Raw genomic sequence first — 22586 nt, 5'->3', positions numbered from 1 at the left:
CAGAATATTTGCTTCAACTATCACAAATTAACAATTTTGCTAACACAAATTTCCAAAAACGCGTTTTTAGAAAACATTTATATCATCGCATGTTAGATATTTAAAAAAACATTTTGCTAAGTCGTATAACTTTGCGACCTTTGTCGTTCCTTTGCTATATAGCTCAGGAACTGAATTTAAAACTAAATGACAAGATTATGGCAGATGAAATGATGGTTAAAGAACTGGAGAGAGTAGTAGTTCGCTTCTCGGGTGACTCTGGTGATGGAATGCAGTTAGCCGGTAATATTTTCTCCAATCTATCAGCTGTGGTAGGTAATGATATTTCTACATTTCCTGATTATCCGGCTGAGATTCGTGCACCACAAGGTACTTTAAGTGGAGTATCAGGCTTTCAGGTGCATATTGGGGCTGATAAAGTTTACACTTCGGGCGACAAATGCGACGTTCTTGTAGCAATGAATCCGGCAGCGTTGAAAACAAATGCAAAGTTCCTTACCCCTCATTCTGTTATTATTATCGATGCAGACTCTTTTACTAAGAAAGATTTGGAAAAGGCTCTTTATACCACAGACGATCCTTTTGCCGAACTCGGTATCCATAATCAGGTTATCGATGCTCCAATCTCTTCTATGTGCAAGGAAAGCCTAAAGGATACCGGACTCGATAATAAAGCAATACTACGTTGCAAGAACATGTTTGCACTGGGAATTGTATGCTGGCTGTTTAACCGCCCATTAGAATATGCAATACACATGCTGCAAAACAAATTTGCAAAGAAACCTGTTATTGCCGAAGCCAATACAAAAGTACTTACCGATGGTTATAATTTTGGGCACAATACCCATGCATCGGTTTCTACATACCGCATTGAATCTAAAGGGAAAAAAGAAAAAGGATTTTACACCGATGTTAACGGTAACCTGGCCACAGCTTACGGACTTGTTGCCGCTGCCGAAAAAGCAGGCATACCTTTGTTCTTAGGATCGTATCCTATAACTCCGGCAACAGATATACTTCATTATCTGGCTAAGTTCAAGGAACTTGGCGTTGTAACTGTACAATGCGAAGACGAGATATCGGGTTGTTGTAGTGCTATCGGTGCATCGTTTGCAGGATCACTTGGAGTAACTACCACTTCGGGCCCGGGTGTTTGTTTGAAAAGTGAAGCAATAAACCTGGCAGTAATTGCCGAACTTCCACTTGTGGTAGTAAATGTTCAACGAGGCGGACCTTCAACAGGGCTGCCCACAAAGAGCGAACAATCCGACCTGTTCCAGGCAATGTCTGGCCGTAATGGCGATAGCCCATTGGTTGTTATTGCTGCTACTTCGCCAACCGACTGTTTTGATGCTGCTTATACTGCCTCAAAAATAGCATTGGAACACATGACTCCGGTTATTTTATTAACCGATGGTTATATTGCTAATGGTGCCGCTGCATGGAAAATCCCTACTTTAGAGAACTATCCGGAAATTAAACCTCCTTATATAAAACCAACCATGCAAGAGGGTTGGAAGCCCTATCACCGCAATCCGGAAAACATGGTACGCTACTGGGCTAAACCAGGAACACCCGGATTCCAACACAGAATTGGTGGACTTGAAAAAGACTATGATACCAGTGTTATCTCGACCGATGCAAGCAACCATCAGAAAATGACAGTTGCCCGTCAGGCAAAGATTGATAAGATAGCAGAAGTTATCCCCGAACAAGAAGTTATAGGAGATGTAGAAAATGCCGAACTACTAATTGTTGGATGGGGTGGTACCTACGGTCATCTTTACTCGGCACTGGAAATAATGCTACAGGAAGGTAAAAAGGTTGCTTTGGCCCACTTCAAGCACATCAGCCCATTACCTAAAAATACAGAAGAGATTCTGAAAAAATACCCCAAAGTAGTTGTAGCCGAACAAAACACCGGACAGTTTGCTGCAATACTTCGCACAAAAGCACCATGTGTTGATATAAAACAGTTTAACCGCGTAAAAGGTCAGCCTTTTAATGTATTAAGACTGGTTGAGGAATTCAATAAAATAATGGAGGAAAAGTAAAATGAGTGAAATGAAATATAGCCCCAAAGATTATAAGAGTGAACAACTGGTGCGTTGGTGTCCCGGATGTGGTGATCATGCTTTTCTTAGTTCCTTGCATAAAGCAATGGCCGAACTAAATGTTGAGCCTCACAACATTGCTGTTATTTCAGGTATCGGATGTTCTTCGCGCTTACCTTATTACATGAACACTTATGGTTTCCATACCATACACGGACGTGCAGCTGCTATTGCTACAGGTGTTAAAGTAGCAAATCCTGAACTATCTGTTTGGCAGATTTCGGGCGATGGCGATGGTTTGGCAATTGGTGGTAACCAATTTATTCATATCCTTCGGCGTAATGTAGACGTAAATATTGTATTATTGAATAACCAGATTTACGGATTAACCAAAGGACAGTATTCTCCTACTTCGCCTCGTGGTATGGTGACTAAATCTTCGCCTTATGGAACTGTAGAAGATCCGTTCCGCCCTGCCGAACTGGCTTTTGGAGCACGCGGTCGTTTCTTTGCCCGCTGTGTTGATGTAGATGGTCCTAACTCTGTTGAAGTGCTTGTTGCAGCAGCAAAACACAAAGGTGCATCGGTTACAGAAGTTCTTCAGAACTGTGTTATCTTTAATGAAGGTTCGCAAAGCATGGTTGCTACAAAAGCCGACCGTGCAAAGAATGCTATCTACCTGAAACAAAGTGAACCCATGATCTTTGGCGAAAACAATGAATTTGGTTTAATGCAGCAAGGTTTCGGGCTTAAAGTAGTGAAACTGGGCGAAAACGGAATTACAGAGAAAGATCTGCTGGTACACGATGCACATTGCGAAGATAATACCCTGCACATGAAACTGGCCCTTATGTCGGGACCCGATTTCCCCATAGCACTGGGAGTTATCCGTGATGTTGAAGCACCTTCGTATAACGAGTGTATCTATCAACAGATAGAAGAAGTAAAAGCTAAAAAAACAAATAGAACCCTGAATGAATTACTTATGATGGGTGAAGTTTGGGAAGTGAAATAAGTTTTGAGTTATGAGTTTTGAGTTATGAGTATCCATGCGGCACCGAACTCAAAACTCACTACTCACTACTCATAACTAAATTGTGGCAAAGAGTATTCTAATTACAGGCGCAAGTGGATTTATAGGAAGTTTCATTGTTCAGGAGGCGGTGAAGCGCAAATATAATGTGTGGGCCGGTATCCGTTCTTCGAGCAGTAAAGAATATCTTACCGACAGAAAAATTCATTTCCTGGAACTTGATTTTGCACACCCCAATGAGTTGCGGGCACAACTATCCGGTTATAAGGGCACTTACAATAAGTTCGATTATATTATACACTGTGCCGGACTAACAAAAACAAACAATTCTAAAAACTTCGAGAAGGTTAACTACCTGCAAACCAAATATTTTATTGATACACTAAAGGAACTAAACATGGTTCCTCAGCAATTTGTATACATCAGTACCTTAAGTATATTTGGTCCCATACACGAAACAGACTATGCCCCTATACGTGAAACAGATGTACCGGCACCAAATACCGATTATGGGCTAAGTAAACTAAAAGCCGAATTGTATATTCAAAGTATTCCGGGATTTCCTTACGTGTTTTATCGGCCAACAGGAGTTTACGGCCCCCGTGAGAGGGATTATTACCTGATGGCTAAATCCATAAAAAAACATTTTGATTTCTCGGTAGGTTTTAAACGGCAAGACTTAACATTTGTGTATGTTAACGATCTTGTTAATGCAATCTTTCTGGGAATTGATAAAAACATTTCGCGCCGCGCTTATACTGTAACCGATGGAAGTGTGTATCAGAGCAGTACATTTGCCGATTTAATAAAAAAAGAACTAGGCAGTCCGTTTGTATTTCACATAAAATGTCCGTTATTTATTTTAAAAGCTATATCTTTGCTGGCTGAATTTTATGCAAATTTATCAGGTAATAGCAGTACGCTTAATTCGGATAAATACAAAATAATGAAACAACGAAACTGGCAATGCGACATTTCTCCACTTATAGATGAACTGGGATATACTCCTGAATATAATCTGGAGGCCGGAGTTAAGGAAACAATTGCCTGGTATAAACAAAAAGAATGGCTTTAGACTTATTAAAGAAGGTTGAAACACGAAAAGGATTATTTGCTGTAGAAAAGGTCTCACTGATCTATAACTTATTAACCGCCATTTTAATCTTATTTCTATTCCAACGGATGGATCATCCGTTGATAATGTTGCGCGACAGGGCTGCGATTGCTGGTATGACATTTTTATTAATGTATCTGTACAGACTGGCACCATGTAAACTCACAGCTTTTATTCGCATTGCAGTTCAAATGAGTTTACTCTCTTACTGGTATCCGGATACTTTCGAGATAAACAGAGTACTTCCCAATCTTGACCACGTTTTTGCTTCGGCCGAACAGTGGACATTTGGCTGTCAGCCAGCTATTCTTTTCGCTAAGAACTTCCCACAGATATGGATCAGTGAACCGCTTAACATGGGTTATTTCTTCTATTACCCCATGATTGTACTCGTTGCCATGTTCTATTTCATTTATCGATTCGATCTTTTCGAGAAGTTATCTTTTGTACTTGTTACCTGTTTCTTTGTGTACTATTTCGTCTTTATATTTGTACCCTGTGCAGGTCCACAGTTCTACTTTCCGGTTATTGGATACGAGAATGTGGCAAATGGTATCTTTCCTCCCATAGGCGATTATTTCGACCACAATATAGAACTTGTTCCGGCTCCTGAGTACGAACAGGGTTTCTTCCACAACCTGGTAAAGCTTACACAAAAGGTTGGCGAACGTCCTACAGCAGCTTTCCCCAGTTCGCATGTAGCCATGTCTACCATACTAATGATTATGGCATGGAGAGCAACAAAGAAATTATTCCTTTTCCTCTTCCCATTTTATCTTTGTCTTTGTTTGGCCACTGTATATATACAGGCACATTATCTGATTGATTCTATTGTAGGATTTGTATCAGCATTCCCACTTTATGTAATCGTTACCAAGATGTTTAAAAAATGGTTTGCAGTGCCGATGTTTAAGTGAAAGTAGGTAAAGGAGATAAAGAAAATAAAGGAGATAAAGTTCCATGCGGTTACTTTACCTCCTTTATTTTCTTTATTACTTTACCTACTTATAATCGGCATCGTTACTTTATCCCCTTTATTATCTTTATCTCCTTTATCTACTTATATTCGGCATCGCTACTTTACCTCCCCTACCTCCTTTACCTCACTTTACCTCCTCCTACAAGTATACGGAATCTCCCCCTTCCGCCGAAGGAGGAGTGCTTTACGCTATAACAGCAGGGTAAATGTGCAATAAAACCTGCTATTTTCCGTGTACAATTTTTACACTCGCTAATGTGCTTGTGTTGTATCGGATGCAAATAAACAACACAAAATGCTTCTTATCAAATTTATGTTGTTACCAAGTACCGTAAGGGACGAAAAACTGCATTTAGGGATAAAAATTGGTATTTAGGGACGAAAGTAACCTCAATAATTATGTATATTTGTTCCGCATAATGAAACAGAGTAACCATGTTTGAAAGAAAAGTTCCCGATTACATTCTACAAAAGGGCAATATTATCCGCCTTATTCTGTTGACGGCATTTTTTGCACTCGTCTTCATTAATATATATAAGCCATTCAACTCTCCCAATTGGTATCAGGTTTCGGAATTTAAGTTCTTTATATTTTCCAGTTTGATTATACTTACTGGGGTACTTGTTGTAGTAATTAGTCGTATCATAATGTTTTATTGGGGCAAACGTCACATTATTAATACTGGCCAATATGCTATATGGATTGCTTTGGAAATATTCAGTATGTCTCTTTTCTATACCATTTATACACTTTCGGTAAATCCACAACGAGAGTGGTTAACAGTGTTCCGTGAGTCGTTTATTAATACTGCACTTGTTCTGTTACTTCCTTATTCTGCCATTCATCTGTGGCTCTCATATCAAGAAAGTCGCGAACGCATCCGCCAACTGGAAGAAGAAAGACAAGAGCGTACATCAAGAAGTGTAGTTCACTCGTTCTATGATGAGAAAAATGAACTCCGACTATCTGTTACACAAAGTAATTTGTTATACATTGAATCGGCAGACAATTATGTGTATATCTGGTACTTAAACAAAGGACAACTGACTAAATTTATGCTTCGCAATTCTTTGAAGGCAATTGAAGAAAGCCTCAAAGATACAAGTGTACTACGTTGTCACCGATCGTACATTGCAAACTTTTCGCAAGTAAAAGTTATCCGCAGGCAAAAGGATGGAATTTATATGGAATTCGGTTTAGAAAATGTGCCGGATATACCGATCTCTAAGACTTATAATGAAAAAGTAACCCACTGGTTTATGATTAGTAGTTAGTAGATAGTAGTTAGTAGATAGTAGATAGTAGCTAGTAGATAGTAGCGATGCCGCATGGATTCTTGCTACTAACTACTATCTACTAACTACTATCTACTAATCAAATTATTTCAATTCCTTTATCTTTGCATAGTTGCACCCCTAGTTCCTTTAGTTTGAACTTCTGTATTTTACCGCTTCCGGTCATGGGGAATTCGTTGATAAAGAATATATACTTAGGTATTTTATAGCGTGCAATCTTATTGCGGCAGAAATCCTGCACATCCGATTCTTCGAGCTGTGCACCTTCTTTAAGGATAATAAAAGCACCCACTGCCTCGCCATATTTGGGTGATGGAATACCAGCTACCTGAACATCCTTTACCCCTTCGAGTTTATACAGGAATTCTTCTATTTCGCGGGGATAGATGTTTTCGCCACCACGAATAATCATATCCTTAATACGTCCGGTAATGCGATAGTTACCATCTTCGTCTTTTATTCCAAGGTCGCCCGAGTGCAAAAATCCGTTTGCGTCGATTACTTCGGCTGTGGCTTCGGGATTCTTATAATAACCTTTCATTACGTTGTATCCCCGGCAACACATTTCTCCCTGTACCCCAACCGGACATTCTTCACCGGTTTCAGGATCAAGAACCTTCACTTCGGTAAACTCAAAATCACTTCCTACTGTATTGCAACGCACTTCGAAAGAATCGCCTATGCGGGTTTGAGTCATCCCCGGAGAAGTTTCTGTAAGGCCGTAAACGCTGGTTATGCGCATGAACATCTTTTCTTGCACCTGTTTCATCAGTTCAATCGGACAAAGAGATCCTGCCATAATGCCGGTACGCAAACTCGACACATCGAACATTTCGAACATTGGGTGGTTAAGTTCTGCAATAAACATTGTTGGAACACCGTACAACATAGTACATCGTTCTTTGTGTATGGAAGCCAGCACTACCAGAGGATCAAATCTTTCTACCATAACCTGAGTAGCGCCATGGGTAAGCGTACACATGGTAGCCAACACCACTCCAAAGCAATGGAACAAGGGCACACAACAGCAAAGTTTATCATCGCCTGTAACCTGCATGTGTTCGCCTGTAAGGAAACCATTGTTAGCAATGTTATGATGAGAAAGCATTACTCCCTTTGGGAATCCGGTAGTACCGGAAGTGTACTGCATATTCACCACATCGTGGCAGCTTACCTGACTTTCGAGTTTATTGAGGCATTCATCTTCAATGTTATTGCCAAGCAACAGAAGTTCGGAGGTATTGTACATGCCGCGATGCTTTTCCTGCCCTACATATACAACATTCTTCATATATGGAAAGGCTTCGCTCTTCAAGTGTCCGCGTTGACAGGTTTTAAGTTCAGGCAGCATATTATACGTCATCTGTACAAAATCGCTATCCTTTTCACCATTCACAATGCATAATGTGTGCATATCCGAGTTCTGGCACAGATACTCCAACTCGGTTTGTTTATAGTTGGTATTTACAGTGATATATACCGCACCAATTTTAGCGCAGGCATAAAGCAAGGTTAACCAATCGGGTACATTGGCTGCCCATATTCCTACATGGGTTCCGCGGGTTACACCAATGGATATCAACCCTTTGGCCATATCATTTACCCGGTTATCCAACTCTTTCCATGTGAATCGGAGATTACGGTCGGAATAAACAATGGCTTCTTTTTCCGGAGTTACTTCAGCCCAATGCTCAAGCCATTGGCCTAAAGTTCTATCATATAACTTCATAATTAGTTGTTGAGAGTTGAGAATTGAGAGTTGAGAGTTATGATGCCGCATGGCAACTCTCAACTCTCAACTCTTAACTCTCAACTAATTTATAGTGGAGTGTAAATTACAGCTAATATTTTTGCAGCTTTTCCTTCGAAAGCGTGTACATGGTGAGGTACAATCGAATCATAATAAATACTGTCTCCTTCTTCAAGAATGTATTTATGTTTGCCATAGCTTATTTCCATAGTGCCTTCGAGTACCATAATAAACTCTTCCCCTTCGTGCGACGAGAGAACAAAGTTACTGTCTTCGGTGGCAGATACTTCAATGATAAAAGGCTCCATGTGGCGGTCGGCTTTTGATTTTGCCAGTGAATGATACATCATGTGCTTGCGCGAATGTGTAGCATTGTTAGAGAAGCTGATGCTATCTGTGGCTCCTTCTTTTCTGCAAATTGCCGGTCCTGTTTCATCGTTATCGTCGAGGAATGTTCCCAGCCGTACGCCCAATACACGTGCTATTTTAATAAGAGGTGCCAGTGATGGCAGGTCTATATTGTTTTCAATCCGTTGAATTTGTTCTACTGCCAAATCCGAACGTTCTGCTAGTTCTTCAATACTGATTGATTTGCTTTCACGAAGCGCTTTAATTTTCTCGCCTACAATTTTACTCGTATCCATAATTGTTTGTCTTTGCTAGTGAAATAGTGATGATTTAATATTAAACGGCTGCAAATTTAATCAAATCTTTATTATATGCGCAATTTTATGCAAAGAATATAAGATTTGGATACAGTAAACAGGTATTCTAAAACGCTTTATGAATATATAAACCTGTTAAATTTTTCGCACGAAACAAGTCAAATATAGAGTCGTTCCTTTCTATGCAAACATAAGTCATTTTATCTACATAAATACATTCTACTAAAGATGTATGAGCAGGATTCACATTTATTCCATTTATTGAAATATCAACATCAAACAATGATTCTAAAGAAAAATCATACTTAGTACCCAACTTTATTTTCTTGCCAAATGGTACATATTCCATTTTCGATACTACTTTATACTTTTGGGAATCCTTCCTTAAGTAAATCAAATAGTAATTATTAATAGAATCAATTTTGTATACTTCGTATAACTTCGATGCAACATGCGTTGAATCAATATTTCTTATATGTGTAATTTCTGTATGCTTGTTTGATACACATGAAGTAGATATAATGAATATAATAAAAGAAAAAAATATAATTCTTGTTTTCATGTACTATAATTTAGGTCCATAATTTTGTTTGTCAGGATGTTAGTAATATTAGAATGTCTAAATATGCTAAGGATTCCAATAATATAACTGCCCATTCTTTAAATAATAACTCATTGTTTCTATTATGTTTAAAGAATATTTCTTGAATTTAGAGTAAGGAGTATTTTGTAAACTATCCATATTATAATAGTTTCCCATAAAATTATAGGCATCGAAAATAGCTATATTGTAGCCTTCGACATTTATAACCCCTTTATAATTATCAAAAGAAAGAACATCAGAATTGAAAGTAATATTTAAAGTAGTATCAGAAAAATAGATTCCTTTTAGTTCTGGATTAACCATAGAATATAGAACCAAGCAACTTTCCTTCATTTCAATCTCGGGATAAAACTGGATAAGAGTACTATCATTTACTAACTCCAATATTCCTTCACGTAGTTTTGGATGTATCAATTCTATAAAATCTTTATTTAGTCTTGTAGAATCAAAAATAGATATTGCTATCTTTTCTCTATGATTTCCACAAGATAGAATTAAAAGGAATCCTCCAATCAGATATAATTTTTTCATAATTACTGTCCATTTTAAACACTATCTCATCAATTCAACGATTGCACCAGGTTCAAACAGTTGCTTACCTGCCGACCGATAAATCTGTCAGGATGTTAAGCTAGAGTATAATAATTTAATTACATTTTACTTTAGGAGGTTTATAATACCCAGTACCTTTACTAGTAATAATCTTTTTATATTTCAATATATTATTTCTACAAAAATAATAATCAGCACCTTTCTTGGAATCATCAATTACTGCATCAGGCATTTTAATCCATCCTCCTTCATCATACTGTAACATATCATATTTTTGCAATACATTGAGTATCTCATCAGATGATGGATAATCTTCTAACCAATAAAAGAGTCTGTCATTTTTCTCTATGTATTGAATAGGAGGCAACTTGCTAAACTGCCCATACAACCATTTACTACGTCCTCCAGATATGCTGACTGCTATCAGATCTTCATAAATCGTATCGCGAACCCATACATAAGTGTTTTCTGTTCTTTTTAGAGTTAACCCATGCACAGTATCAAGAAAAGAAATAAAAAAAACAGAATCTTCTTTATACAATCTACATGTCTTTATAAAGTCTGATATAACAAGAGAGATAACATCTTCTTTTTGGCTATACTTCACTATCATTTTTGTATTCTTTGATGAAGAACAGCTTAAAAATAATAAAACGATTAATAATAACATGTTTTTTTTCATAATACTTGCGACCTATATGTATGCGTTACTCCATTAATTACAAGCGACTTAGGCAAAGATAACGAAACTTTCCCTCACTTCCTCAACACTTGCCCCCGATTCCTCTTTTCCCGATGACTAACATGTACCCACCTGAATCCTTTCTCGTCAATCAGTTGATCAAACGGAAGATTCAACGCTTGCACCAGTTCAAACAGTTGTTTATTACCCGCTATGCTTCCGGTAGTAATATCGGCAGCTTCGCCGGTTAAGTGCTGCGAGTTTGGTGCTCCTTTCAATTTCCTGTTTAATGCAGCCGATCGATATCCACTGTTTACATATATGGGTTTGCCCCAAGCCTCGCGAAGCGGATCAAGTACATTGGTTACTAAAGAGGTTAGTTTTTGAATGTGGTCGAGGGAACATTCGTTGTTTATTTTGTATTTCCGGGCTGTAGCGCTGCGACAGAGTTCCGGGAGGGTGAAGTGGGTCATTTGATTTATAATTAAGTAAGGGAGAACATCCCAACAGATCTTTTATCTGCCAGGATGTTAATAATCTAAGATAAGACATAAAGTATCAAGGGACACAGACAAGCTACTGCTTGTCTGTAAAAAGAAGAGTGAGACATTCTTTAAAATGATTCCAATGCTTTCTTAGCATATCCTCTCAATAAATTCCAAGATTTATCCGAAGCAAAACTTTCATCAGTAAGTTTCTCCTCGTCATTCCATATTTGATCTATTTGAATTTTGCACTTAATAATATATCTTACAGTGTCATACTCAATAGCTTTATTTTCCATCAAATACGGGAGGTATTGAAATGAGTTGGCAAAGTCATCTACCACTTCATCTACAATATCAACGAATTCAGGAAAAAGCTTTTGTTGTTCAGAGAAAGAAAGTCCTAAATTATAAAGACTGTTCTTTAGTAAATTGATTTGGTCTTTAATCATAAATTAGTTTGCTTTAAATCGATGTACATAGGAAGCGTTATTTGTTGTTTAGCAATTACAAAGTTAACGCTTCCTTATTTTTTATGCTAATTCATAAAAGTCAAGATGACTTCATTGTTTATAACGAGTTCTAGTATCTCCTTCTCTTCTTTCTATAACATAGGGTCAGTCTTTCATAAAAATAATTTCATCATCTAAGCGACCATATTTGATGCCTTTTTCTAAATCTCCTATAGTTAAATCTTTTTTTTGCTTATAGCGTTTAGAAAAACGTCTATATAAAGGGTAAAAATAGAAATATATTTCAGGCGTAAAATATAGAGAAAAATCTAAATTTGATATGTCAACATGAAAGGATTCACTATAATTATACATAAAAAAATCCGCATCTTCTCCATAAAAATATAAATCTTTTTCTAGTTTTGCATTTTCATTTAAAACCTCTTCTTTTAAAGTAGTTGATTTTATTATGAAATCAATCAATTCTCTATTCATGATTATAATATTAATTTAATAAGACTGATTTAAATGGCTTTGGCTTTCTTTTATATTCAATATATGTAGAAATTGGACCATATTTATATCCTAGTTGGAACGCATCATAAATTATAAAACCAATTCCTACAGGTGTAAGGGTAACCCCAATCGACCTAATTGTCCTCCAACTGAAGTGGCCTTTGGTAAATACTTGAGCAACCAGTTAGGAATTCGTTTGACTACTTTTTCTTCATTTTTTCTAAGTATGAGTGACAAAATAGAAGTATGTTTAGATGACCCCAAAGCAACTCTACTTGCTCCAAATGGCTCTTGCAAACTTAGAATTTTTATGAATTACTCCCCCTGTTGTACCAACCAATCCAACTCCTATTCCTCCTAAAACATGTGGGACTATTGAATTAGAAGAATTTTCTTCATTTTTAGGGTTAATACCTGCCACAAAATCAAACATCTCATCCCACGATTTCGAAACCCCAACAAATTTTAATCTTGTTTTTCTGTTATTTCCATTATAATTATTCTATATCCAAGTAAATTTGGCAAACATCCCGACAAATTTCTCATCTGTCGAGATGTTAGTATTAGCCTATGTTAAGCAAGACATATTATAATAATCCGAGAATAAATAACAAGTATGCAATTCCTAAAATAATGGAACATAAAACAGCTATTCCAACGATAAAATTTATTGTTGTATGACTTAAATTATTTGATGGATCAACAGAATTACCTCTCAAATATTCTAAGTTTTTTTCTTTGCGTATTAATTTAAAAAAGAAATAACGTGTATAAACACCTATCGGATCTGCAATAAGATCATAAAATAAATCTATAAAACTATCATCCATTATTCTGAATTATTAGAGTTTATATTTTTTATCTGCTTAACTATTTTACCTCCCGCTATCTGAGAATTTATAGTTTTTAACCCAAAATTTAATCCTGTAGAATACCATTTTCCTTGACTAACATAGTTGATGTTGAGAAGTCCTTTAGGAATAGTTTGTTGATATACGTTCATGTATCTCGATACTCCTGCCGGATGTATAAAACTATTAGCAACGCTAATAAAAGAATCAATACCTTTATAGTTAGAACTTCCATCTAGGTTTTTATATGCTCTTTTTCCTGTCAATTCATTAGTATTATATTCACCAACCATTCCAAATGTAAAAGATTGAGAGACAATGTATAAGTCATTCGCAATATTATAACCTAAGTTTAAAAAGAAATTATTTGAGTTGCTTATATTCTCCCAAAATCCGACTTCCCCAGACTCAAAGTATTGCGGTTCTCTTACCGAACTTAATTTATTCTGATCCCAGAATAATGTAGTTCCATCATCTAGATAAGAAATATATGAGGAGCCATAGTTAAACAATTGTATTGTCTCAGAACCTTCATCCCCTTCTATTGTGACAGTGATATCACTGTCTTGAGTGTCCTTCCATACCCAAACACTCCCATCTCCATTTCTATACCAATCTTCCCCCGTCGGATCAATCGCATTCATCGGATTACCACCACAATATGTATACGCACTACTTGAGAAATACTTCTCAGCCTTTGGATCCACACTGATAAAGTTGCCCAACTCCGGATCATAAATACGTGCATTCATATTAATCAGATTCATTTCATCAATATGTTCATGCAATGTGTATCCCCGGCTGCTAATACTCGACGCACTGGTTAATTGTGCTGCTGTAAGTACCGCTCCTGTGGTTGGATTTCTTCTTTTACCCCACGGATCATAACTTAATTGCTGTACAATGTTTCCCGAAGCATCGGTTATACATCGGATTGATCCCAGATTATCTGTATAAGTATAGTATAATGTAGCGGTGGTACCTGTTTTCTTTTGCATTGCCACTAAATCACCATACGCATATATATAATCCGTATGAGTTGCAACTCCATTTGTAGCATTTACCTCCTTTTCGTAATCTCCAAAATAGTAGCGGGTTTTCTTTAAAGTTGATGATTGCTTTAGAGTAGATTTCATACGCGCATTAAACACATCGTACTCATAATTCCAGGTATAGCCATTCTCGGTAATAGAAGCAACCCGATTGGTGGCATTATACGTTAAATCCTGATTACGTGCTGTATAGCCGCTGGCAGGAACGATGCGTCTGATTTGTCCTTTGCCTGCCGAATAATAATAAGTACCAATATCAGATTTATTATCTATCTTACTGCCTTCCCTATATGTTACCGTTTTAGCAGCACTCGTTCCAATTTTGCTCGAAGTCAGTCTCTCAGGTTTATCATAACCGAAACTTTCGGTAAAGCCACTCCAAGCTGCATTTACATAGTACTTTTCATTACGCGATGCCAGTAACTCCCTGTCGTTGTAAGTATATACAAAGTCAATGGCATTAGGTACTTGTATACGCGTACAGTTATCGAAATTATCGTATGTGTAATTAATTTGCTTATTGGCGCCATTGAGTGCCTGGGTTATTCTGCCCCGGTTATCAACTACGTTTCTTTTCCAGATCAATGCATTGTTGGCATTATTTCTGATTTCAGTTAAATCATTATAAGCATCATATACATTTTTCTGCACTAAACCAGATGGGCTGGTGTAGGTAGCCAACCTTCCTTTTGTATCGTAACTATAACTTTTGGCCATAACCTCAGTACCAATAGTCTGGGTTTCTTTGGTAACCCTGTAAAGGTTATCATACACATACTCTATTTTGTGTCCGGCCATTTCAACTTTAGTCGGAAGTCCCGAAGTTGCATTATAGGTATATGTGGTTGTTTTACCACCAACTTTACGAGTCACTACATCACCATTGTTGTTATAGGTATAAGTAGTTATATTACCTGCAGCATCGGTTTCTTCAATCAACTCATCAAATAAATTGTACTTGTAAGTTGATGTTCCACTATCGGAATTCTTTAAACTGGTTCGTAATCCATACGTATTGTATGCAGCTTCAATGGCATATCCTCCTGTAACAGTTTTAATCAGGTTGCTGGCAGCATCGTAAGTATATGAAGTTGTTCCACTATTGTCAGTTTCGCTTTCCAGCAATCCGGAACAGTTATAGACCTGAGTGCTGGTTTTTGTATCGGCTGCATTACCGTAAACAGTAGTAGTGGATATACTTGGTCCGGAATAGTTATAAGTGGTTGTGAATCCGGTGCTACCCACAGCATTACGGGCAGAAGAAACCAGTTTGGTTACTCTGTTATAATTATCGTATGTATAAGTAATACGATGCGTTGGGGTAGTTGATGCAGAAGGATACACAGTTTCTTCTTTTAACAATTGACCTTTAGAATTGTAAATATAATCAATATATTGTTTTTTACCATTTAATAACGGACTTATTTCACGTAAAGTTCTTCCGAAACAATCCAGATGTTGTGCGCCTGCAAATGATCCATTCGATTGAACACTTACATAATTAACCGTATTTGCAGGAGACTCAGTGTCTGTTCTGCCATAAGTATTAGTAGTAATTATGCCATCAGGAGCTGTAATACGTATAACCCGGCCAAAGTTATCATAACTGTATTGGGTAGTTAGGTTACCAGGTGCTTTCTCTGTTAGCGGATTTCCGTATTCATCTCTAGTAAAACTACTTATTAATCCTGTTGGTCCGGTAATTTTATTGATATATTTCTTTTCAGCATCGTATGCATACTGCGTTACTCTTCGAATTGTTCCTGTTACTTTTGTTACACTGGTTGGTAATCCGGTGGTGCCATCATATCCATACTCAATGGTATGTCCATTGTTGGTTTCGGTACTCACTTTGCCTTTTGCATTGTATGTATAGGTTTTATTGCGGGTAATATCAGGCATATTCGACTTTTTGTACACCACCGAATGAGTAGCTACTCTGGACGGATATCGACCAAAAGTAAGATACGTCATGGTATGGTTTTCGGTTGTACTATTTGCCCCATTCTTATAGGAAATATTCTTTTGGATAATATTTCCATGATTATCATTAGAAAAAATGGTTGTTATATCTTGTTGTGTCAGATTGCTTTTTTCACGAGTCATGTACAAGCGTGGATAAATCCTTCCGTATGCATAACTACTACTGAAATATACACATTCATATAATACTGATGATAAACTATTTGTTTTTTCTTCCGAACTTCTATTGTATACAAATGCATTTATTGCATTGTAAGTATTTGTTCGCACTGTATTATACAAGTTATCGGTAATTATCTCCTGTGCAAATCCCATGAAGCGGGCTGCGCCAGACTTTCGGTATAATGGCGTTTTATATTCGTACGATTTATCTTCCATTACAATATTCTTACTTTTATTGGTAAGCTTTATATTTGATACTGTTGGCATATTGGGTGGATTTTTGCTCCAATCGGTATAATACACACTGTGGTATCTTTTTTTTCCTACTTTCGACCCCAACGATGATTCGTATTGAATAGAACGAACAGAATGGTTGCCATCGACAATATCGGTAATTAAATCCGATCTGTCATTTTCACTTAGCGACAGTATGTTTCTTTTTATTAATGTGCTACCATCGGGTTGTGTAAAATAGTTCATAAATAGCAACTCTGTTCTTCCGTCGGCTGTAAAATTACCTGCTATCATTTCGTATGACTTCGGATACTTGTACACCTTTTGGTTATATAAGTAATAACCTGGCTGCACTACATATCCGGGACCAGGATTTATAGGATCGGAAAGATGCAGAGTATGATAATTCATGTTGGTTGTTACGCCTCTTTCACCATTAAATTTTGTACAACTTACATATACATTGTATATACTGGGGGTTATATTATTATTCTTTAAACCCTCGTCGGCATAACTGGTAAACTCCAGCATTTCCATTACTCCATCTTTATCATAATCAGTAATGGCAAACAGGGTTTTTGTGCTTGTTCTATTGGCAACTCCTCGTTTAATTATGAAATCTGATGCTCCGTTGTTGGTAAAAAGGGTAAACTCACCAATATATCCAGTTCCACCTTTTCCATTCGATATAAGTACATCGGCATAGCGGTCGTTGTTAAAATGACCAACAAAAAATTGTATATTCCCCTGTATATTCAATGATAACATATGTAACCACTTGTCAAGAATTACCGTAGGTGCTACATTGCTTACTTTATTCACAATTATTCTGGGACGATACCTGTCGAAAGCAACTATTTCTGTACAACCATCACCGTCGAAATCAATAATGGTAGTTTCATCATTATTGTAACCGGGAGTTGTAACCGGTGCATACATGCTGGTGTACGATGTTAGATTATCGTTAAAGAAATAGCAGGTAGTTCCGCTGTAAATATCGTCTTTAGCATCGCCATCGAAATCAGCAACATGTTCTATGGATGGAGTGACGGTTATACGTGGAACACGTAAATTTGTGTCGGTAAATACCGGTGCTCCTTTGCTATTTACTGAACCTTTCCATATATGGTATTTACCATCATCTTTTACTATAGCAAGGTCTATAGTCTTATCGCCATTAAAGTCGCCTGCCAGTACATCAAAATTACGGAGATATTCTACACCGCCAATCATTCCTTCGGCTCTACCGCCGCCTACGCTGCCATAGTCTATTGTACAGTGATAATCGCTGTAGTCCGATAAAGTTCCATTACCATTGTATATCGGCCTTTTGTAAATTATAAGCAAATCATCAATACCGTCACTATTGAAATCTACTTTCTTCATACTAACAATGTTACTGCCGTTACCGTTAAACTGGTCGGGCCCCATAGCTGGGTTTCCCTTTTTTCCCCAATTGATTATAATGGGGTTTAAAGCTTCATTGTTTTTTCCATATTCGGTTACCTTATTTAAACGTGGATACCCTGTTTTTTCCTTATCAGTGATATAATCTAATTGGTACTTACGGATAGTTGTTGTTCCTGTTGTTACCACAATCTCCTTCAGTATTTTATCGCGCTTCACCTGGCAACCTTTTAAATACCCTGTAGAAACATTGCTAAACCGGTTGTATGTAAATGTAACCTTATTCTCTTTTGGAAATGTTGTAGCACTGTTTTTAGTATATGCTATGCTTTTTAACCAAACATCGGCATTATCGGTGTCTTGTTCGTAGTTATACTGCACATAGTTTCCATAGGTATCTTCGTGACGGGCCAGATACCAGCTGATAATGGCTGCGTTCGACGAAGATTTCTGGTAAGCATTTGTGTCGCCATAATTACCGTAGTAATATTTATCTCCTTCCTTTGTGGTGACTACAAAGTAAGTAGGCCCTGTACTTCCTGAGTTTACATGGCAGGTTATTACAGAGAAATCTTCAATTTCTTTAGCATATTCGGCTCCTTGCAATCCATTGCCAACAGTATTTGTTTTTAATAAACGCATACCATCCAGTTTAAACTGATCGTTGTTATTTAACTGCACTGCTGTATTGGTCTTGTCGTTGTAATACTCTTTACCGGCACGGGTAATGGACGACAGGCAGGATAAGTTAAAACCTTGTCCAGCCATCCCTTCGCCTGAATAACTATTATACACTAAAGATAAGGAAGGTGTGAGCCCGGCATTACCAATAGGCAAAGCTATTGGAATAGCAAAATTTGCCGATCCGGTAGAACCTACTTTAAAATCATAAGATGTGTTATTTGTACTAAGGTCGGTATTGATACTATAGGTATCGATGTTTACCGGAGTAACATAGGTTAAGCCGGCTATTGTTTGACTAAAAGTTTGAGTTGGAATAAGATGTAATAATATACATGCTATAATTCCTTTAATAAATATATGTTTCATATTGATTCGTTTTTAAATTTGTTGTAATTTAAAGCGGTACGGTTCTGCGTGATGTACGGTTACCGCGTGAGTCGTAAGTAAAAGTTATGCCACCAGTTCCAGTATCATCTGCACCAATAGTTCCATCATTAATAAGATCATTTCCACCGCTAGAATCTTTTCTTTGAGTTTCAAAACTAATTGTTGGCGTACAGGTCCTTGTATAACTGGAACCTTGTGAACTGAAAACAAACAGATATCTTCCTTTATCCAATTCGGGATGATCCGAAGTTTGCGATGTTAATTCTCTCACTGAAAGTGGGCTCAGGTCATAAATTACACCATTAGGGTTTAATGAGATGTCCAGAGGTGTTTGAGAAGTTATTTTGGGAATATGAATAAACAAGAATCCCAAAAGAATAAGAATATATTTTTTCATTGTCTTGTATGTTTTAAATTTTTAATTTGTTAATATTAATGAGAGTGTCTTGCTTATGACACCCTCATCTGCATTGTAATTCTTACAGACTCATCGCATTCGCCCCCAGCGCCCCTGCCAGCGCGCTTACCGCAGCAATTATCACCTTAAGAATCACATCCCATGCCTTACTATTTATCTTCATTATGTTTTAAGTTTTAATCTATTAGTTACTAGTTTTAGTTTAATTCCACCTTTCGGAGAAGCATGCAGGAAGGGCTATTCACAGGTTCCTGCACCTGCAAATCACTCGAAATACTTCCCCTGAAAAGTTGATTAAATTACGAAGTTATCCGCATGGAAACCTCGCTGTGGCACGTTGCCACCCTCGCTGCGGCACGTTGCCGCTTAAGCCGTTGGATCAATCCATCCGCCGCCTGAATCATCGCCGCCGCCGGAGTTGCCACCCGAAGAAGTCACTGTTTCGCCCTTAATGTAGAAGCTCACATTGTTATCTGCTGCACGTGTAGTAGCGTTGCTCTCGTTCACCAAACGAAGCGTGTTATCTACCGAGAAGCGAACATTTACCTTTCGGATGTTTTTCACTGTGCAATCTTTCTCCTCCTCTGCGCCGATGCAGTTGAAGGTAGTGTGAAACGTGCCCAAGCCCTCAATCTTCACCTTGTCGCCTCTGACAAGAATCTTGCGAAGCGAACGGATAAACGACTTCATAGCGTGCACCATATCTTCGGCACTAAGTGCACCCACGGTTTCGGCTTCGGCAGCCACATCGTCGATGCTGTAAACGCGGGTTTGACCTGCCACCGGCTTTAAGTAAAATAACTCGGGCGAAGTTTGATCGCCAAGGATTTTGTTACGTCTGTAACGTTGTACTGGAATACTCATAATTTAAAGTTTTTAAGTTTGTTAGTTTTTGATTGTTTCGTTGTTAGTTTTGAGCTCTTATCTTTCAACACTACAAAGATACGGTACCCAAAATAGCGAATGGCGAGAAATGGCGAGAAACGGCGAGAAATGGAAAGAAACGCCGAAATAAATATCTAAAAGAAGTTAAAGTATCGTTTTGTTGTTCTATGTTAGACACGGATTACGCGGATTGCACGGATTAAAAAACACGGATTAAAAACACAGATTAATATACTTCGAAATAATCCGTGTACTTAATCCGTATTTAATCCGTGTTTTTAAATCCGTGTAATCCGCGTAATCCGTGTCTCAAAAAATCATCCCGGTTCGCCCAAGTAGCTCACTATCAACTGAACCTGGGTGGCAGTATAATACCGTGTACAAGGCCCTACCCCTGCTTCTTGCAACCGACTCCAAAGCTGCGGAGACTCCTGCAACCAGCTATTGAATTTCTTCATCGCTGTAGACTCGGCGTTATAGGGCAAATAAAGCTGTGCCAGCTCCTTCTTCGAGTAGCTTTTACAAACAAATGGCCGATTTACTGTTAATTCTTCCATGGTTTCCCCAATTATGTATTGTGTCTTTCAAAATCCAAAGCCGGCATTTCCACCTCCTTGGGTAGCCAGCTATTAAAGTCGAATGGTTGCGGTTTAAACTCAATGCTGCCCGCTCCCGCTCGTCCGGGCACCTCCTTGCATTCGGTAAAACGGCCGTTGATGCTGTTGTAAACAAACGATGCTATCCCCTTATCGCCCAAGTGTTTAAACTTTACTTTCTTTACATGTATGCGGGTAACCTCGTTCACACGGTCGCGCTCTACCACAATACCAAAATCGGCTTTGCTGTAGAACGAGGCCGACCCGCTGACGTCGTACATATCGGGCACAGCTGTTTGCCGGGTATTGGGGTCGAACGGCATTTTTCGTGGATGCGCCACCAAAATCACCAGGCAGTGGTTGCGACGGGCAAAGTTCACCAGATCGTTCAAAAAGCTATTCAGGTACTGGGTTTCCGTATCCCCGTGGGGGATGAGGTGCTCAATACAGTTTAGCGGATCGAGCACAAACGTGCGTATGCCCCGCCGGTGCACCAGCTCGCGCGCTTTGGCCAGGATGTTGGCTGCCGTAAAATCTTCCTTAGGCAAAATCAACGAGATGTTTTCTTGCAGATAATTGGTGATTGCCTGATACTGCACTTCAGAAAGCGAGTGCTTGTAGAACCGGTTCCCTATAATTTTTTCGGCCAGCTTTTGCAGATGATACACCAACGGCATATTCTCGGGACTGAAAAATGCTGCCCGCCAATGATGCCGCAGGTTAAGCCGAAGCACCAGCTCGTCGACAAACTCCGACTTTCCACAGCCTGGAATACCGGTTACAACACAAATACGTCCGGGTTCGAAGGTGCAAATCCGGTCCAGGTTTTCCCAACCCGTATCGGCACCGCTACCCAAGCCGTTCTCGAACAACGTGCGTAGCTCATCGCCCAAGTCCTCGGCCGTATAAACACCTTCTAACGGTGCTTGTGGTGCGTTTTCCAAGGCTGCTTTCAGCGCTTCGCTGCCGTGTGGGGCGGTTAACACTTCGTTGGCATCCTTGGCGGGAGCCAGATCAACAATGCGGCATCGTTCGGCACCGAGGCGTCGGAGAAGCTCGTTACGTAACTGCTGACCCTTACGGTCGGTATCGGTGCAGATGTAAATCACCTTCTTGTCGTCGAAGTGCGATTCGATAAACCTGTCCATCCACGACAGGTTGTTGTTGGCACCACCGGGCACCGATATCACATCCGTACGGCCGATTGCCATGAACGACAGTGCATCTATCTCGCCTTCGGTAATAATGCATTCCGGTTGGTTCAGAATGCCGTTCAGGTTATACGGAATCAGCTCGGCTCCGCTAATCAGTTTAAAATTCTTGTTCAGATCGCGATATTTTGTGTTTACCAGTCGGTTGCCCTCGTAGTAATTAAAGCAAATGCACCACTCTTTTTTCCTGGTTTGCGGCATAAATTCCTCGGCCGATGTTATGCCGGCTGTTGTAAGCACACTGGCGGGGATGGCTCTGTGCCGCAAAAACCACTCCACATGTTCGGTTTTAAGCACTACTGTTTGTGCAACGGGTGCAATATAGGGCTCGGGTTTGGGTCGCTCTTCCCACCGCACATTGAGTTTCCAATTGCAGTAGTGGCAGTACACTTGTCCGGTATCGAGGTTAACACTTAGTGATTTGTCGCGTTTGTTTTTGCGTTGGGCATGGCACTCGGGGCAAAAAGTCTTCATCCGGCCACTGGTACGGCCATCTGTGTGTATTTGGTATTTTTCGAAATTAATCATGTTAGT

General features: G+C 38.7%; 21 protein-coding genes. 5 read left to right on the top strand and 16 right to left on the bottom strand.

Translation table 11 applies throughout. The features are described from left to right. Positions 1-197: 197 nt before the first annotated feature. The 5 genes from D0T85_RS06095 (at position 198) to D0T85_RS06075 (ending at position 6455) form a co-directional block, all read left to right on the top strand. The gene (locus D0T85_RS06095) at positions 198-2054 is read left to right on the top strand and encodes a 2-oxoacid:acceptor oxidoreductase subunit alpha (protein WP_163211263.1); all 1857 of its coding nucleotides are present in this window, start codon (positions 198-200) and stop codon (positions 2052-2054) included. A 1-nt stretch (position 2055) separates the two neighbouring features. After that, entirely contained in the window at positions 2056-3069 is a 1014-nt protein-coding gene (locus tag D0T85_RS06090; protein WP_163211261.1) for a 2-oxoacid:ferredoxin oxidoreductase subunit beta, read from the top strand. Positions 3070-3151: 82 nt separating this feature from the next. Further along, positions 3152-4162 carry an NAD(P)-dependent oxidoreductase gene (locus tag D0T85_RS06085; protein WP_163211259.1) on the top strand — a complete coding sequence of 337 codons (1011 nt, stop codon included), beginning with the start codon at positions 3152-3154 and terminating at the stop codon, positions 4160-4162. Further along, positions 4153-5118, top strand: coding sequence for a phosphatase PAP2 family protein (locus D0T85_RS06080; protein ID WP_163211257.1), 966 nt, complete (start codon positions 4153-4155; stop codon positions 5116-5118). Before D0T85_RS06085 ends, D0T85_RS06080 begins: the two co-directional genes overlap by 10 nt. Before the next feature lie 497 nt (positions 5119-5615). Then, positions 5616-6455 carry a LytTR family DNA-binding domain-containing protein gene (locus tag D0T85_RS06075; RefSeq protein ID WP_163211255.1) on the top strand — a complete coding sequence of 280 codons (840 nt, stop codon included), beginning with the start codon at positions 5616-5618 and terminating at the stop codon, positions 6453-6455. Positions 6456-6555: 100 nt separating this feature from the next. Here the strand turns inward: D0T85_RS06075 and D0T85_RS06070 are convergent, their stop codons facing one another. The 16 genes from D0T85_RS06070 to D0T85_RS05995 form a co-directional block, all read right to left on the bottom strand. After that, a complete protein-coding gene (locus D0T85_RS06070) occupies positions 6556-8205 on the bottom strand; it encodes an AMP-binding protein (protein WP_163211253.1) in 1650 nt (549 codons plus the stop codon). A gap of 89 nt (positions 8206-8294) precedes the next feature. After that, complete coding sequence (locus D0T85_RS06065) at positions 8295-8870, bottom strand: helix-turn-helix domain-containing protein (protein ID WP_163211250.1); 576 nt, start codon at positions 8868-8870, stop codon at positions 8295-8297. A gap of 127 nt (positions 8871-8997) precedes the next feature. Further along, positions 8998-9453 (bottom strand): hypothetical protein, encoded by a 456-nt coding sequence (locus D0T85_RS22485; protein WP_203558422.1) that lies wholly within the window; start codon positions 9451-9453, stop codon positions 8998-9000. A gap of 66 nt (positions 9454-9519) precedes the next feature. Further along, on the bottom strand, positions 9520-10026 hold the full coding sequence (locus D0T85_RS06055; protein WP_163211246.1) for a hypothetical protein: 507 nt from the start codon (positions 10024-10026) through the stop codon (positions 9520-9522). Positions 10027-10141: 115 nt separating this feature from the next. Next, entirely contained in the window at positions 10142-10717 is a 576-nt protein-coding gene (locus D0T85_RS06050; protein ID WP_163211244.1) for a hypothetical protein, read from the bottom strand. Positions 10718-10803: 86 nt separating this feature from the next. Then, positions 10804-11202 (bottom strand): D-Ala-D-Ala carboxypeptidase family metallohydrolase, encoded by a 399-nt coding sequence (locus D0T85_RS06045; protein WP_163211242.1) that lies wholly within the window; start codon positions 11200-11202, stop codon positions 10804-10806. A gap of 140 nt (positions 11203-11342) precedes the next feature. Further along, positions 11343-11666, bottom strand: coding sequence for a hypothetical protein (locus D0T85_RS06040; protein WP_163211240.1), 324 nt, complete (start codon positions 11664-11666; stop codon positions 11343-11345). Between the two features lie 165 nt (positions 11667-11831). Then, a complete protein-coding gene (locus tag D0T85_RS06035) occupies positions 11832-12161 on the bottom strand; it encodes a DUF1493 family protein (protein WP_163211238.1) in 330 nt (109 codons plus the stop codon). A 292-nt stretch (positions 12162-12453) separates the two neighbouring features. Beyond that, positions 12454-12615: a hypothetical protein gene (locus D0T85_RS06030; protein WP_163211236.1), complete on the bottom strand. Its 162-nt coding sequence runs from the start codon at positions 12613-12615 to the stop codon at positions 12454-12456. 154 nt (positions 12616-12769) lie between these two features. Further along, positions 12770-13012, bottom strand: a complete 243-nt coding sequence (locus D0T85_RS06025; RefSeq protein ID WP_163211234.1) for a hypothetical protein — start codon at positions 13010-13012, stop codon at positions 12770-12772. Further along, positions 13012-18921, bottom strand: a complete 5910-nt coding sequence (locus D0T85_RS06020; RefSeq protein ID WP_163211232.1) for an RHS repeat-associated core domain-containing protein — start codon at positions 18919-18921, stop codon at positions 13012-13014. The genes D0T85_RS06025 and D0T85_RS06020 overlap by 1 nt, the downstream gene beginning before the upstream one ends. A 28-nt stretch (positions 18922-18949) precedes the next feature. Then, on the bottom strand, positions 18950-19339 hold the full coding sequence (locus D0T85_RS06015; RefSeq protein WP_163211230.1) for a hypothetical protein: 390 nt from the start codon (positions 19337-19339) through the stop codon (positions 18950-18952). Positions 19340-19421: 82 nt separating this feature from the next. Then, positions 19422-19523: a smalltalk protein gene (locus D0T85_RS06010; protein ID WP_163211228.1), complete on the bottom strand. Its 102-nt coding sequence runs from the start codon at positions 19521-19523 to the stop codon at positions 19422-19424. A 203-nt stretch (positions 19524-19726) separates the two neighbouring features. After that, a complete protein-coding gene (locus tag D0T85_RS06005) occupies positions 19727-20224 on the bottom strand; it encodes a DNA-binding protein (RefSeq protein ID WP_163211225.1) in 498 nt (165 codons plus the stop codon). 338 nt (positions 20225-20562) lie between these two features. Then, positions 20563-20802, bottom strand: a complete 240-nt coding sequence (locus tag D0T85_RS06000; RefSeq protein WP_163211223.1) for a DUF4248 domain-containing protein — start codon at positions 20800-20802, stop codon at positions 20563-20565. 11 nt (positions 20803-20813) lie between these two features. Beyond that, positions 20814-22580: a bifunctional DNA primase/helicase gene (locus D0T85_RS05995; RefSeq protein WP_163211221.1), complete on the bottom strand. Its 1767-nt coding sequence runs from the start codon at positions 22578-22580 to the stop codon at positions 20814-20816. Between the last annotated feature and the right edge of the window lie 6 nt (positions 22581-22586).

The sequence above is a fragment of the Bacteroides sp. 519 genome (assembly GCF_010500955.1).
In the GTDB taxonomy this organism is placed as follows: Bacteria; Bacteroidota; Bacteroidia; order Bacteroidales; family Bacteroidaceae; genus Bacteroides.
This window is presented reverse-complemented; position numbering and strand designations above follow the sequence as displayed.

Coding starts and splice junctions, on each gene's coding strand:
- D0T85_RS06095 (WP_163211263.1), top strand. CDS start 198: ATGGCAGATGAAATGATGGTTAAAGAACTGGAGAGAGTAGTAGTTCGC.
- D0T85_RS06090 (WP_163211261.1), top strand. CDS start 2,056: ATGAGTGAAATGAAATATAGCCCCAAAGATTATAAGAGTGAACAACTG.
- D0T85_RS06080 (WP_163211257.1), top strand. CDS start 4,153: ATGGCTTTAGACTTATTAAAGAAGGTTGAAACACGAAAAGGATTATTT.
- D0T85_RS06075 (WP_163211255.1), top strand. CDS start 5,616: ATGTTTGAAAGAAAAGTTCCCGATTACATTCTACAAAAGGGCAATATT.
- D0T85_RS06070 (WP_163211253.1), bottom strand. CDS start 8,205: ATGAAGTTATATGATAGAACTTTAGGCCAATGGCTTGAGCATTGGGCT.
- D0T85_RS06065 (WP_163211250.1), bottom strand. CDS start 8,870: ATGGATACGAGTAAAATTGTAGGCGAGAAAATTAAAGCGCTTCGTGAA.
- D0T85_RS22485 (WP_203558422.1), bottom strand. CDS start 9,453: ATGAAAACAAGAATTATATTTTTTTCTTTTATTATATTCATTATATCT.
- D0T85_RS06055 (WP_163211246.1), bottom strand. CDS start 10,026: ATGAAAAAATTATATCTGATTGGAGGATTCCTTTTAATTCTATCTTGT.
- D0T85_RS06050 (WP_163211244.1), bottom strand. CDS start 10,717: ATGTTATTATTAATCGTTTTATTATTTTTAAGCTGTTCTTCATCAAAG.
- D0T85_RS06045 (WP_163211242.1), bottom strand. CDS start 11,202: ATGACCCACTTCACCCTCCCGGAACTCTGTCGCAGCGCTACAGCCCGG.
- D0T85_RS06040 (WP_163211240.1), bottom strand. CDS start 11,666: ATGATTAAAGACCAAATCAATTTACTAAAGAACAGTCTTTATAATTTA.
- D0T85_RS06035 (WP_163211238.1), bottom strand. CDS start 12,161: ATGAATAGAGAATTGATTGATTTCATAATAAAATCAACTACTTTAAAA.
- D0T85_RS06030 (WP_163211236.1), bottom strand. CDS start 12,615: ATGTTTGATTTTGTGGCAGGTATTAACCCTAAAAATGAAGAAAATTCT.
- D0T85_RS06025 (WP_163211234.1), bottom strand. CDS start 13,012: ATGGATGATAGTTTTATAGATTTATTTTATGATCTTATTGCAGATCCG.
- D0T85_RS06020 (WP_163211232.1), bottom strand. CDS start 18,921: ATGAAACATATATTTATTAAAGGAATTATAGCATGTATATTATTACAT.
- D0T85_RS06015 (WP_163211230.1), bottom strand. CDS start 19,339: ATGAAAAAATATATTCTTATTCTTTTGGGATTCTTGTTTATTCATATT.
- D0T85_RS06010 (WP_163211228.1), bottom strand. CDS start 19,523: ATGAAGATAAATAGTAAGGCATGGGATGTGATTCTTAAGGTGATAATT.
- D0T85_RS06005 (WP_163211225.1), bottom strand. CDS start 20,224: ATGAGTATTCCAGTACAACGTTACAGACGTAACAAAATCCTTGGCGAT.
- D0T85_RS06000 (WP_163211223.1), bottom strand. CDS start 20,802: ATGGAAGAATTAACAGTAAATCGGCCATTTGTTTGTAAAAGCTACTCG.
- D0T85_RS05995 (WP_163211221.1), bottom strand. CDS start 22,580: ATGATTAATTTCGAAAAATACCAAATACACACAGATGGCCGTACCAGT.